Source organism: Ruegeria sp. CDSC051 (assembly GCF_059610665.1).
On the sequence record NZ_JBXWOC010000003.1, the window covers coordinates 460,418 to 473,012 of the forward strand.

The following is a 12,595-nucleotide window of genomic DNA, read 5'->3' on the forward strand; positions in this document are numbered from 1 at the left end:
GCCGCTGGTACCGTGCTGCGCGGCGGCGGGCAAGGGGCCGGAAAGCGCTGGCATGTCGGACGGTGGCTACCTATCTTGAGCGAAACGATAAAAGCGGGGCGACGGCTTGGTCATCTCATCTATGGCAGACAGTCTTGTGCGCGGCATGGAATCCGTGGGCGACAGCGTTTCCGAAGCTCTGTTCGAGCCGGTCATCCGCCTTGGTGTCACCGGGTTAGCGCGTTCGGGCAAAACGGTGTTCATCACCTCGCTTGTTGCAAACCTGCTGGACCGTGGGCGAATGCCGGGCCTTGTTGCGCAGCATGAGGGACGGATCAACGCAGCTTACCTTCAGCCGCAGCCTGATGATACCGTGCCCCGGTTCGATTATGAAAACCATCTTGCTGCGCTGACCGGGCCAAACCCGCATTGGCCCGAAAGCACCCGCGCCGTGTCCGAGCTGCGCCTGTCGTTCAAGGTTCGCCCTGCCGGTCTGCTGTCTGGCCTGAAGGGGCCGCGAACCGTGCATCTGGATATTGTGGATTATCCGGGCGAATGGTTGCTGGACTTGGCCCTGCTGGACAAATCATATGACGACTGGTCAACCGAAACGCTGACCCGCATCACAGAGCGGGCCGAGGCACAAGAGTTTCTGGCGCAGGCCAAAGCGGTCGCGCCGGAGGCAAAACATGATGAGCCGGTGGCGCAATCTTTGGCGCAGGCGTTCTCGGGCTATCTGAACACGGCGCGCGATGCCGGGTTCTACGATTGTACGCCGGGACGGTTCCTGTTGCCGGGTGATCTGGCGGGATCACCGGTTCTGACCTTCGCGCCGCTGCCAGTCGAAGGGGTCGCCACCCGTAACAGCCTGCACCGCGAAATGGCGCGGCGCTACGAAGCCTATAAATTGCGCGTGGTCAAACCGTTCTTTCGCGAACATTTTGCCCGGATCGATCGACAGGTTGTTCTGGTCGACGCGCTGGGTGCGATTCACAAAGGGCCGAAAGCGGTTGAGGATATGCGCCGAGCGATGGGAGATATCCTGTCGGCCTTCCGTCCGGGGCGCAACGCGTGGCTCAGCCAGTATCTTCTGGGCAAACGGGTCGAGCGCATTTTATTTGCCGCCACCAAGGCCGATCATTTGCACCACCTGCAACATCCACGTCTGACCAGCATCATGGAGGCATTGACCCGCGACGCCCGTGACCGCGCCAGTTTTGCCGGGGCCGAGACCTCGGCTGTGTCACTGGCGGCTTTGCGGGCAACAACCGAAGAGATGCGAACCCATGAAGGAGTGCCGCTTGCCTGCGTGCGGGGCACTTTGCTTGACGGCAAGCAGGCGGCCTTCTACCCCGGTGAGTTGCCCGAAGACCCGGCTCATTTGTTGGGGGCAGCCCGCAGCGGAGCAGAAAGCTGGCTGGGCGAAGACTATGGGTTCATGAGTTTTGCGCCTGCGAACCTGACCCTGCGATCGGGTGACGGCCCGCCCCATATCCGACTTGATCGCGCGGCCCAGTTCCTGATCGGAGACCGGCTATGACCGTAACGCTCCGCCCTGCGCGCAGCACGGATGCTGGCGCGACGGGGAAAATCCTGCATGGTTTTGCTTGTGAAAATGAGTGGATGCCAGAGCTGCATTCCTGTGCCGAAACCATCGCCTTTTGCGGCGTGATGATTGATCGCGACTGGATCACCGTTGCTGAAAACGAGGATGGTTTAGTTGGTTTTCTGGCATTGAATGGTTCAGAGGTCCATTCGCTTTACCTGCGTGCGTCAGCGCGCAATCAGGGCATTGGGCAGCGCCTGTTGGATCAGGCGAAATCTGGCCGACAAAAGCTGTCCCTGTTCGCCTTTCAGGCCAACCATGGCGCGCGAAGATTCTACGAGCGCAACGGATTTGCCGAGGTCGCCCGCGGTGACGGAGCCGATAATGACGAAAACCTGCCGGACATCAAATTTGTCTGGAACGGAGAGGGGGCAGCCGATGGCTAAGGGTCCGGTTCTGATCGATCTTGATCCCGAGGAACCTGTTGCGGATGTCGCTTTGGCACCGCCCGTTCCGGATGCGGGCGAACCACAGGGGAAGGCGATGCAGGCCGCCGCGCGTCTGGCTGCACGGAAACCGTCGGCCCTGTCACGCTGGTTCTGGGGACTGGCGGCGGCGGTCATCGGCGCGGTTGTCTCGGTGGCGGCATGGGATTTTGTGACCGCTTTGCTGTTGCGCGCGCCGGTTTTGGGATGGGTTGTAACTGGTCTGATTGGCGCGTTGCTGCTGGTTGCCCTGATCATCGCTTTGCGGGAACTTGCTGCGATCGGGCGGCTTTCGCGTGTGGATGGCATCCGTCGCGCCGCAGACACCGCGTTGGCAGAGGCGGATCTGACGCAAGCCCGCGCTGTAACCAACCGGTTGTTGGCATTTTACAACGGGCGCGAGGACGTTCGATGGGGCCGCGATAGGCTGGCCGAACGTATCGCCGAGCCTTTCGATGCCTCGGATCTGATGGCTCTGGCCGAGGATGAGCTGCTGGCCCCTCTGGATGCCGCGGCTAGTCGAGAAGTCGAGGCCGCTGCGCGTCAGGTCGCGACGGTGACCGCTCTGGTTCCTTTGGCTCTTGCGGATGTGGCGACGGCTTTGGCCGCTTCGCTGAGGATGATCCGCCGCGTTGCCGAGATCTATGGTGGGCGGGCCGGTTTTCTGGGCAGTTGGCGCCTGACCCGGGCGGTCTTTGTGCATCTGGTCGCAACCGGCGCCGTGGCAATGGGCGACGACTTGCTTGAACCGGTGCTGGGCGGCTCTGTCCTAAGCAAACTGTCGCGGCGGTTTGGCGAAGGCCTGGTTAACGGGGCGCTTAGCGCGCGCGTCGGCGTGGCCGCGATGGAGGTCTGCCGTCCTTTACCGTTCTCGGACCGTCACAAGCCCTCGACCCGGTCGATGATCAAGCGTGCGCTGGCGGGGCTGTTTTCGAAAACTTGACCTGAGACAAAGCGTTCCTGCCAGCCGCGCATCATAACAAAGCAGGAGGCACCCATGACAGACCATGGACACAGCCAGCAAGAAATCGCGGCACGTATCAACGCGCCGCCGGGGCGTGGCGTTTTGCGTGATGTGGTTTACGGCGGGATCGATGGATCAGTCACCACTTTTGCCATCGTTGCGGGCGTTGCCGGGGCGGGGCTGTCACCGTTCATCATCATAGCGTTGGGGCTGGCCAATGTGCTGGCTGACGGGTTTTCGATGGCGGCGGGGAATTACTCGGGCACCAAGGCTGAACTGGATAACATCCGGCGCATTCGCGCGATCGAGGAGCGTCATATACATCTTTACCCCGATGGTGAACGGAACGAGGTGCGCGAGATTTTAGCCCAGAAAGGACTGTCGGGCCGTGTGCTGGACGAAGCCACCGATGCGATCACGGAAAACCATGACAACTGGATCGACCTGATGATCGAGGGAGAATATGGCCTGGGCAGCGTCGATCCGCGTCCGCGCAAAGCTGCGGTGGCGACGTTTTTTGCCTTTCTTGTGGCCGGCATGGTTCCGCTTTTGCCGTTTCTGTTTTCGGTGGACCGGGCATTTGCTGCTTCGGCCTGGATGACGATGGGTGTTTTCTTTGCCATTGGTGCCCTCAAAAGCCGCTGGTCGCTGGCTCCGTGGTGGCGGTCAGGGATCGAAACGCTGCTGATTGGTGGGGCCGCTGCCGCAATCGCCTATTTCGTCGGTTCACTGTTTCACCCCTAGCGGTCGGAATTGTCGCAGTTTGCCCGGTGCCGCAGACGGCTGCCGCTCGACCCGCTAGGTTGGGGCGCAACTTCAGCAGGTAAGGTGCCCGATGCAAGGTTCTGGGAAAAATATAATTGTTCTAGGCGCTTATGGGTTTATCGGCGCGGCGATGATGCGGTCTCTTTCGGATCGAGGGGCTAATGTATGCGGCCTTGTGCGCGATACAAACCTGGGTGGGAAAATCCTGCCCGGGATGTCTTTGGCTCAGGGAGATTTGCGCCAGCTCACGCACCCACACGATTGGCGGGAAATTCTGTCAGGTTTTGATTGTATCGTGAACTGCGCCGGGGCGTTGCAGGACGGACCAAAGGACGATCTCGAGGCGGTGCATCACACTGCGATTGCCGCCCTCGGGCAGGCCTGCGCCGCGCGCGGCATTGCCGTGATACAGATTTCTGCAACCGGAAGCAGCCCAGAGGCCGACACGGAATTTATGCGCACCAAAGCCTCCGGGGATGCCGCCTTGCAGGCCAGTGGTGTGCCGCTGTGGATTCTAAGGCCGGGCCTTGTGATCGGGCAGACTGACTATGGTGGAACGACCTTGTTGCGCATGCTGGCCGCAATTCCGCTTGTGCAACCGATCGCCTATCCGCAGACTCTCGTTCAATGTGTTGGAATGGCCGATTTGTGCAGCGCCGTGGCGGCGGCCGTTGATGAGACGTTGCCACAGGGAACCTATGATCTGGTCGAGGATCAGGCTCATTCGCTGTCCGAGGTTCTGGACGAAACCCGCCGTTGGATGGGGTTCCCTAAGGCACGTGTTCGGATAACGGCACCGGCTGTGGTTGCTAAGTTCGCCGCCGGTTGCGCCGATCAACTTGGGCGCTTGGGGTGGCGTTCGCCCCTTCGCAGCAACGCAATGACAGTCATGGCTACCGGAGTTCTTGGCGACCCGGCCCCTTTTCGCAGGGTGACAGGCGAATCCATGGGTTCGATGCCCGAGATTTATCGCAGCATGGCCTGTTCCCGCGAACACAGGTTGGCTGCACGGATGTCGTTGCTGATGCCGTTGACGGTTGCGGTGCTCAGCCTTTTCTGGGTTCTTTCAGGTGTCTTCGGATTGCTGAGCCTGCCGCAAGCCACGCAAGTCCTAACCGTCGCGGGCTGGACCAGTGGTGCCGCTGTGGCCAGCGTTCTGTTCTGGTCATGTGTCGATATCGGTCTGGGGCTTGCGATCCTTTGGCGACCATGGGCAGAACGCGCCTGCATCGCTCAGCTTTGTGTGGCGGTATTCTACTTATTGGCGGCCTCAATTACGGCTCCTGCCTTGTGGCTCGACCCGCTTGGACCGCTTGTTAAGGTCATGCCCGCGATCATGTTGTCTCTGGTCACACTGCCAATGGTGAAAAGCCGATGATGGACCCGGATTTGATCTTGCGCTGGGTTCATTTGATCGGGGCATGCGTCTTGTTGGGAACCGGGGCCGGAATCGCATTCTTCATGCTGATGTCCCATCGGTCACGCGACCCGCGTTTCATCGCCCAGACGGCGGCAATCGTGGTGCTGGCCGATATGCTGTTCACCACAACCGCCGTTGTTTTGCAGCCAATTTCAGGTGGCTTGCTGGCCTTCAGATTGGGCTGGTCACTGGTCGAAGGGTGGGTGCTGCTGTCACTATTGCTGTATGTCTTGACCGGGGTCTTCTGGCTGCCGGTCGTCTGGCTGCAGATAAAGATGCGGAACCTCGCGCAAGAGGCGGCAGATCGCGATACTGCTCTGCCGCGTTCGTATTTCATATTGTTCCGGCTTTGGTTTGCATGTGGGATCCCCGCATTTCTGGCCGTTTTGGCCATAGTCTGGCTCATGATTTCCCGCCCTTCGATAGACCTGTTTTGATTTCAGGCCATGTCGCGGTATGCAGGACGGTATTCCGGACTGTTTCTACCTGATGCATCAGGTTAGCCTGCAGAGAATTTGATAGGAGAAACAGGTTGGAATCCCTTCTGGTCCTTCTTGCGTTGGTTGCGCTGGCTATTCCTTTGACCATTGTGCTGCTGCTTGTCAGTCAGGTTCGGTTGCGGCGGCGGGTCGTCCGGTTAGAGGCGGACATCCTGTCACTGAAACAAGGCACCAAAACTGAACCAGAACCCGCGACAGAGCCCGAGCCCAAGGCGCAGGATATTCCGACCAAAGCGCCTCCAGTGTGGCCGATAGCCGACCAACCTGAGACCGAACAGCCAATCCCCCCGCAATCTCCTCAAGAAGCACTGGTTTTCAGCTCTGACCGTTTCGCGTTGCTGCAGGAATGGCTGCAGGAAAACTGGTTCTATGTCGTTTCGGCACTGTCGCTGGCACTGGCGGGAATTTTCTTGGTGCAATACGGCGTCGAGAACGGGTTGCTGCCGCCGTCGGCACGTGTCGTTGCCGCATTGCTGTTTGGCGCGGCGCTGATTGTCAGCGGAGAGGTCATTCGCAGGCGCTATGGCGATGGCGTGGACTCCGCGAGCGCCTATTTGCCCTCGGTGTTCTCAGGCGCGGGGCTGGTCACACTGTTTGGCGGCGTTCTGGCGGCGCGGCAACTATATGGCTTGATCGGCCCTGAATTTGCGCTTGTCGCCATGATTGGCGTTGCATCTGTCGGGTTGGTTTTGGGTTGGTTCCATGGTCCGCTATTGGCAGCTGTCGGACTGACAGGTGCCTTTGCCTCCCCATTCTTGGTCGGTGGCTCTTCGGATGATCCGACCTGGTTATATGGCTACTTCCTAACCATAACGGTTCTGGGCCTGGGCATAGACACCGTCCGCCGATGGGCGTGGATTTCGGTTCTGACACTGGTCGGAGGTTATTCTTCGTGTCTGCTGCTGGTCCTGTCGGAACCGATGACAGAGCCGGGCTATCTGACCTGCATCACCGCCTTTGCGCTCATCACTACTGCAATTCCGGTCCGGCGAATTTGGCCTGATCACACCGGCCCGATGGTCAGCGAAATGACCCGACGCCAAAGCGGCGAGGCATGGCCCGAGTTTCCGACGCGTCTGGCATTTGGTGCGGTTGCGGTCAGCTCGGCCATCCTGGCGCTGCACTGGCCGGATTCCGCCGGTGAGTTCTGGTTGAGCCTGACGCTTTTGGCTGGTCTGGCCTTTGCGATGATCGTTTGGACAAGCGGGGCGAGGGCACTTCAGGACATCAGTGTTTTCCCGATTGTTGGCCTTGTCTGGCTTGTATTTCTCCAGGGGTGGGATCGGGGCAAAGTCGCACAGCGTTTTGCTGAGACCTATGCCGAAACCCCCGAGGCGGATTTTCCCTTTGTCGTGACATTGCTTGTGGCACTGAGTGCAGCCCTTTCGGTTGCGGCGGCGTGGCGGTCGATTCAGCAGGGGCGCCATGGCGTGGTCTGGGCGGCTGGGGCGGTAATAACCGCACCTATACTTGCCATCGCTCTTGAGATCGCTTGGCGCCCGGCCGAGGTTTTGGGCGCGTATTTCTGGGGGCTGCACGCTATGGCTCTGGGTGCCTTGATGGTGGTCTTTGCCGAACGCTATGCGCGCGTGGATGGTGAACAACGTATACGTCCTGCGCTGGCCACGTTATCCGCGCTGTCCTGTCTTGCATTTGCCTGTGTCATCGTGCTGAGTTCTGGCGCCTTGACGATTGCGCTGGTTGTGACCGTTGTAGCCGCTGCCGCGCTGGATCGTCGGTTCAACCTGCCTCAGCTCAGTTGGTTTATCTGGGCCGGGGTCTTCACAGTGACTGTGCGGCTGATCCTGAACCCGGGCCTGTACTGGGCCAATACGGTGCCGGTCGGTGAAATGACGTTGGTCTATGGCGCCGCCACCCTTGGATATGTTCTCGCCTGGGGCCTGATCCGGGGATTGAACCGCCCCGTGGCTATCTTGCTGCTGGAAAGTGCATCCTGGGCAACCGCGGGGATATTGCTGTCATTGCTGCTGCTGCGCTGGCTGGAAGGGTTCGGTCAAGGAGGGATGGAGGACAGCCATTGGGGGTTGGGCCTGATGGCGGTGATCTGGCTGCTGTTGGCGGCGGCACAGATACGGCGGTTCGCTTTGGGCGGGCCGTTGAACTATGTCCGCTATGGGCTGGCGGCGTTCTTTGCCGCCCATGCCCTGTTCCGACTTGCGCAAGCGCTGACCGAGGCAAATCCGGTTCTTTATTTGCACAGTGATCCCGTGTTGGGGCCTGCGCTGATGAACACGCTTGCCATAGCCTACCTTCTTCCTGCCGGGGTCCTTGCCATGTCAGCCTGGCGCGTTGAACCGATGCCGGTTTGGTTGCGGCAGGGCTGTTTCGGTCTTGCGGGTGCGCTTGCAGCATATTGGCTGGGTGCTTCTATTCGTCATTTCTGGCAGGGTCCCGGTGGCATGTATGTCGGGGCTGGGGTCAGCCAACCAGAGCTTTACACCTATACCTTGGCCCTTTTGATTGCAGGCGCGGCGCTATTTTATCAATCTTTGGCCCGTCGGTCCGACCTGTTGCGCAAAGTGGGGCTGGCTGTGATCGGACTGGCCGTGGCTAAGGTATTTCTGATCGACATCGCCGGGCTGGGCGGCCTGATCCGGGTCTTTTCGCTGCTGGCGCTGGGGCTTGCACTGGCCGGTTTGGCGTGGCTGAATCGCTGGGCAAAGCTGCGCCAATCGCCACAAGGGGCGGAACCTCTGGACCATTAGCTGTGGGCGTCCTATAAGCGCGGCCATGTATGCCCGTCTGGCCATCATTATTCGAATTATTTCCCCGGCGCTCTGACCACTGAGACGCCGGGCAAAGGTGTTTGAGAACTCGCACCGACCGCTTCGATCCCAATACGACCAGATCATCCAAAGGACGCCCCCAATGTGCGCCGACACGACCCAAACACCTGATTACAAAGACACGCTGAACCTGCCGAAAACCGATTTCCCCATGCGCGCAGGCCTGCCCAAACGCGAACCCGCATGGCTGGAACGTTGGGAAGAGATCGGTGTCTATGACCGCCTGCGTGAAAAACAGGGCCGCACGCCCTTTACCCTGCACGATGGCCCTCCGTATGCGAACGGTCACCTTCATATCGGTCACGCGCTGAACAAGACGATCAAAGACATGATCGTGCGCAGCCATCAGATGATGGGCCACGACGCGCGCTATGTGCCAGGATGGGATTGTCACGGTCTGCCGATCGAATGGAAGATCGAGGAACAGTACCGCAAGAAGGGCAAGAACAAGGACGAGGTGAACGTTGTCGACTTCCGTCAGGAATGCCGCAAGTTCGCCGAGGGCTGGATCGACATCCAGCGTGAAGAGTTCAAGCGTCTGGGCATCACCGGCAACTGGGCCGATCCCTACATCACCATGGACTATCACGCCGAGGCTGTGATCGCGGATGAGTTCATGAAGTTCCTGATGAACGGAACGCTCTATCAGGGGTCCAAGCCAGTCATGTGGTCGCCGGTTGAAAAAACCGCGCTGGCCGAAGCCGAGGTCGAGTATCACGACAAGGAAAGCTTCACCATCTGGGTGAAGTTCAAGGTTGTGAATGCGGGCGATCTGGATGACGCGTTTGTTGTGATCTGGACGACGACACCTTGGACCATGCCGTCGAACAAGGCTGTGGTCTATGGCAAGGACATCTCCTACGGGCTGTACGAAGTCACTGATGCGCCAGAGGAATGCTGGGCTGCTGTTGGCGACAAGTTTCTGCTGGCGGACAATCTGGCCGCTGACGTGCTGGGCCGCGCCCGCTTGAACGACGACCAGTGGACCCGCGTCCGTGATGTCACAGCCGATGTGCTGTCATCTGTCCAACTGGCCCACCCGCTGGCCGGGGCCAAGGGCGGCAATGGCGAATGGGACGACATCCGTGACTTCCGCGCGGCTGAGTTCGTGACCGACACCGAAGGAACGGGGTTTGTTCACTGCGCGCCGTCGCACGGGATGGAGGAATTTGAGCTCTACCGTGATCTTGGCATGCTGGAGCAGGTCATCACCTATAACGTGATGGACGATGGTTCGTTCCGCGCTGATCTGCCGTTCTTTGGCGGCAAATACATCCTGTCCCGCAAGGGCGGTGAGGGTGATGCCAACAAGTCCGTGATCGATAAGCTGGTTGAGGTTGGCGGGTTGCTGGCGCGCGGAAAGATCAAGCACAGCTATCCGCATTCCTGGCGCTCGAAGGCTCCGATCATCTATCGCAACACGCCGCAATGGTTTGCCTCGGTCGACCGCAAACTGGACGACGGCATGGGCGAAATGGGCGATAGCATCCGCGAACGCGCCCTGCGTTCGATCGACGAGTTGGTGAAATGGACCCCGCAGACCGGCCGCAACCGCCTGTATTCCATGATCGAGGCCCGGCCAGACTGGGTTCTGTCGCGCCAGCGCGCCTGGGGCGTACCGTTGACCTGCTTTACCAAGAAGGGCGCTTTGCCGACCGATCCCGATTTTCTGCTGCGCGACCCTGGCGTGAATGCGCGCGTCAAAGAAGCGTTTGAACAGGACGGGGCCGATTGCTGGTATCTTGACGGCGCGAAAGAGCGCTTCCTGGGCAATGACTATAACCCGGATGACTGGGATCAGGTGTTCGACGTTCTGGATGTTTGGTTCGATTCGGGCTCGACCCATGCCTTTGTGCTGCGCGACCGTGAGGACGGCACCGAGGACGGCATCGCCGATGTATATATGGAAGGCACCGACCAGCATCGTGGGTGGTTCCATTCGTCGATGCTGCAGGCCTGCGGCACCAAGGGCCGCGCGCCCTATCGCAACGTGGTGACCCATGGCTTTACGCTCGATGCCAAGGGCAACAAGATGTCCAAATCGCTGGGCAACACCATCGTGCCCGAAGAGGTCATCAAGCAATACGGTGCCGATATCCTGCGCCTGTGGGTGGCTCAGACCGATTACACCGCTGACCAGCGGATCGGACCTGAAATCCTGAAGGGCACCGCCGACAGCTATCGTCGGTTGCGCAACACCATGCGGTTCATGCTGGGCTCGCTGGCTGATTTTTCTGAGGCCGACCGGGTGGACCCTGCGGATATGCCGCGCCTGGAACGCTGGGTGCTCAGCCGTCTGGCCGATTTGGATGAACAGGTGCGAAAAGGATATGCGTCTTTCGACTTCCAGGGCGTGTTCAGTGCGGTGTTCACCTTTGCAACCGTTGATCTGTCGTCCTTCTATTTCGACGTCCGCAAGGATGCGCTGTATTGCGACGGCGACAATCTGCGCCGTCGTGCCGCGCGCACCGTGCTGGATATACTGTTCCACCGTCTGACCACATGGCTGGCCCCAGTTCTGGTCTTCACTATGGAAGAGGTCTGGCTGGAGCGTTTCCCGGGTGATGACAGCTCGGTCCATCTGGTGGACTTCCCGGATACGCCTGCCGACTGGCGCAATACCGAGCTTGAGGCTGGCATGGCCAAGATCCGCCGGGTCCGCCGCGCTGTGACTGCCGCGCTCGAAGTTCAGAGACAGGATAAGGTCATCGGTTCCAGCCTTGAGGCCGCACCGATCGTGCATGTCGAAGATGGTGAAACCCGCAATCTTCTGGCAACGTTTGACGTCGATGACATGTGCATCACCTCCGGTTTGACCGTCACCGGAGATCCGGCCCCGGCCGAGGCGTTCCGCGTGCCGGAAATCGAGGGCGTGGCCGTGGTGTTCGAAAAGGCTGAGGGCGAGAAATGTCAGCGCTGCTGGAAAATCCTGCCTGATGTTGGGCGCCATGCGCATGACGGCGTGTGCGGGCGTTGTAACGACGCGCTGAGCTAATCAGTGTTCTGCGGCTGAGGCGGAGTCTTTTGCGAGGCTCTGCCTCGCGCTCCGAGGTATTTTTGGCCAGATGAAGATCCGGATTCGCAGAATTCGGGTTGTGATGCGCGCGGTTTCTGTCAGCCTGTTCGCATGGGAATGATTGCGGTTGAGACCCGTTTCGGGACTTTGGGTGTTGAAGAAACAGATGGCGCGGTGACGCGCCTGATCTGGAATGGCGGCAATCAGGGCGAAGTCACGCCCCTGTTGCAGGAGGCCGCGGCGCAGCTGCGCGCCTATGATCAGGGGCGGTTGGACAGGTTCGATCTGCCTTACCGTATCGAGGGGTCGGAATTCCTGCGTCAGGTTTGCGACCTGATGTTTGCCATTCCGCTGGGCGAAACCAGAACTTATGGTGATCTCGCGAAGGAACTCGGTCAGCCCCCGCAACCGGTGGGGCAGGCCTGTGGCGCCAATCCTATTCCGGTGATAATTCCATGCCATCGGGTGCTGGCTGCAAACGGGCTGGGCGGGTTTTCAGGTGATGGTGGGATTGAGACCAAGGTCGCGCTGCTGCGCCATGAACGCGCCGCCGGTCTGCTGATCTAGAAAGCGGAATTCTGTTGCAATCCCGCTGGTTGATGCCCAATTTGTTTCAAATAGAGATTTCAAAGGATCGCATGGTATGACCGATCAACCAGACCTGGCAGCTCGTAAAAAGGCCATCATCGACCGCCTTATGTCACTTGAAGAGCAAGAGCTTGCGACCGCGCAGGCGCATTACGACGCTTTCCTGAAAGATTCGCAGCTTGATGACCGGGAAGGGCATGACAAGGATGACATCGCGGCCTCGCGTGAGAATGCCGATCTGGCAGCAGCCTTCGATGCGCCGGTTCATGCTCATCATGCCAAGATCGATGTGATCGAGAATACGGATTTTGATCTGACCGACAGGGTGCAACCGGGTGCGGTGGTCAAGTTCAACAACCGGCGCTTTGTGGTCTGCGTCTCGACCACGCGGTTCGAAGTGGACGGCAAAACCTATATGGGCATCTCAACCCAAAGCCCGATTTACCTGGCGATGGCCGGCCTGCAACAGGGTGATGTGTTCGCTCATAACGGAACCGAGTTCGAGGTGCAGGAGGTCCTGTGACC

The 12,595-nt window shown here is 59.7% G+C and carries 10 protein-coding genes; all 10 read left to right on the forward strand.

The window, feature by feature from the left end; translation table 11 throughout:
- The first annotated feature begins 106 nt into the window (after positions 1 to 106).
- Positions 107 to 1,519, forward strand: coding sequence for a YcjX family GTP-binding protein (locus tag AC2FH0_RS10435; RefSeq protein WP_496692324.1), 1,413 nt, complete (start codon positions 107 to 109; stop codon positions 1,517 to 1,519).
- On the forward strand, positions 1,516 to 1,971 hold the full coding sequence (locus AC2FH0_RS10440; RefSeq protein WP_496789273.1) for a GNAT family N-acetyltransferase: 456 nt from the start codon (positions 1,516 to 1,518) through the stop codon (positions 1,969 to 1,971). The genes AC2FH0_RS10435 and AC2FH0_RS10440 overlap by 4 nt, the downstream gene beginning before the upstream one ends.
- Positions 1,964 to 2,953, forward strand: a complete 990-nt coding sequence (locus AC2FH0_RS10445) for a YcjF family protein (protein WP_496696951.1) — start codon at positions 1,964 to 1,966, stop codon at positions 2,951 to 2,953. Before AC2FH0_RS10440 ends, AC2FH0_RS10445 begins: the two co-directional genes overlap by 8 nt.
- Before the next feature lie 54 nt (positions 2,954 to 3,007).
- Positions 3,008 to 3,718 (forward strand): VIT1/CCC1 transporter family protein, encoded by a 711-nt coding sequence (locus AC2FH0_RS10450; protein ID WP_496789274.1) that lies wholly within the window; start codon positions 3,008 to 3,010, stop codon positions 3,716 to 3,718.
- 91 nt (positions 3,719 to 3,809) lie between these two features.
- Positions 3,810 to 5,117, forward strand: coding sequence for an SDR family oxidoreductase (locus AC2FH0_RS10455; RefSeq protein WP_496789275.1), 1,308 nt, complete (start codon positions 3,810 to 3,812; stop codon positions 5,115 to 5,117).
- Complete coding sequence (locus AC2FH0_RS10460; RefSeq protein WP_281996071.1) at positions 5,117 to 5,596, forward strand: DUF2269 family protein; 480 nt, start codon at positions 5,117 to 5,119, stop codon at positions 5,594 to 5,596. Before AC2FH0_RS10455 ends, AC2FH0_RS10460 begins: the two co-directional genes overlap by 1 nt.
- A 95-nt stretch (positions 5,597 to 5,691) precedes the next feature.
- Complete coding sequence (locus AC2FH0_RS10465; protein ID WP_496789276.1) at positions 5,692 to 8,385, forward strand: DUF2339 domain-containing protein; 2,694 nt, start codon at positions 5,692 to 5,694, stop codon at positions 8,383 to 8,385.
- A gap of 163 nt (positions 8,386 to 8,548) precedes the next feature.
- On the forward strand, positions 8,549 to 11,461 hold the full coding sequence (ileS, locus tag AC2FH0_RS10470) for an isoleucine--tRNA ligase (RefSeq protein WP_496789277.1): 2,913 nt from the start codon (positions 8,549 to 8,551) through the stop codon (positions 11,459 to 11,461).
- Between the two features lie 132 nt (positions 11,462 to 11,593).
- Positions 11,594 to 12,049 carry a methylated-DNA--[protein]-cysteine S-methyltransferase gene (locus AC2FH0_RS10475; RefSeq protein WP_281973816.1) on the forward strand — a complete coding sequence of 152 codons (456 nt, stop codon included), beginning with the start codon at positions 11,594 to 11,596 and terminating at the stop codon, positions 12,047 to 12,049.
- A 76-nt stretch (positions 12,050 to 12,125) separates the two neighbouring features.
- Positions 12,126 to 12,593: a GreA/GreB family elongation factor gene (locus AC2FH0_RS10480; protein ID WP_142640155.1), complete on the forward strand. Its 468-nt coding sequence runs from the start codon at positions 12,126 to 12,128 to the stop codon at positions 12,591 to 12,593.
- Positions 12,594 to 12,595: the final 2 nt, after the last annotated feature.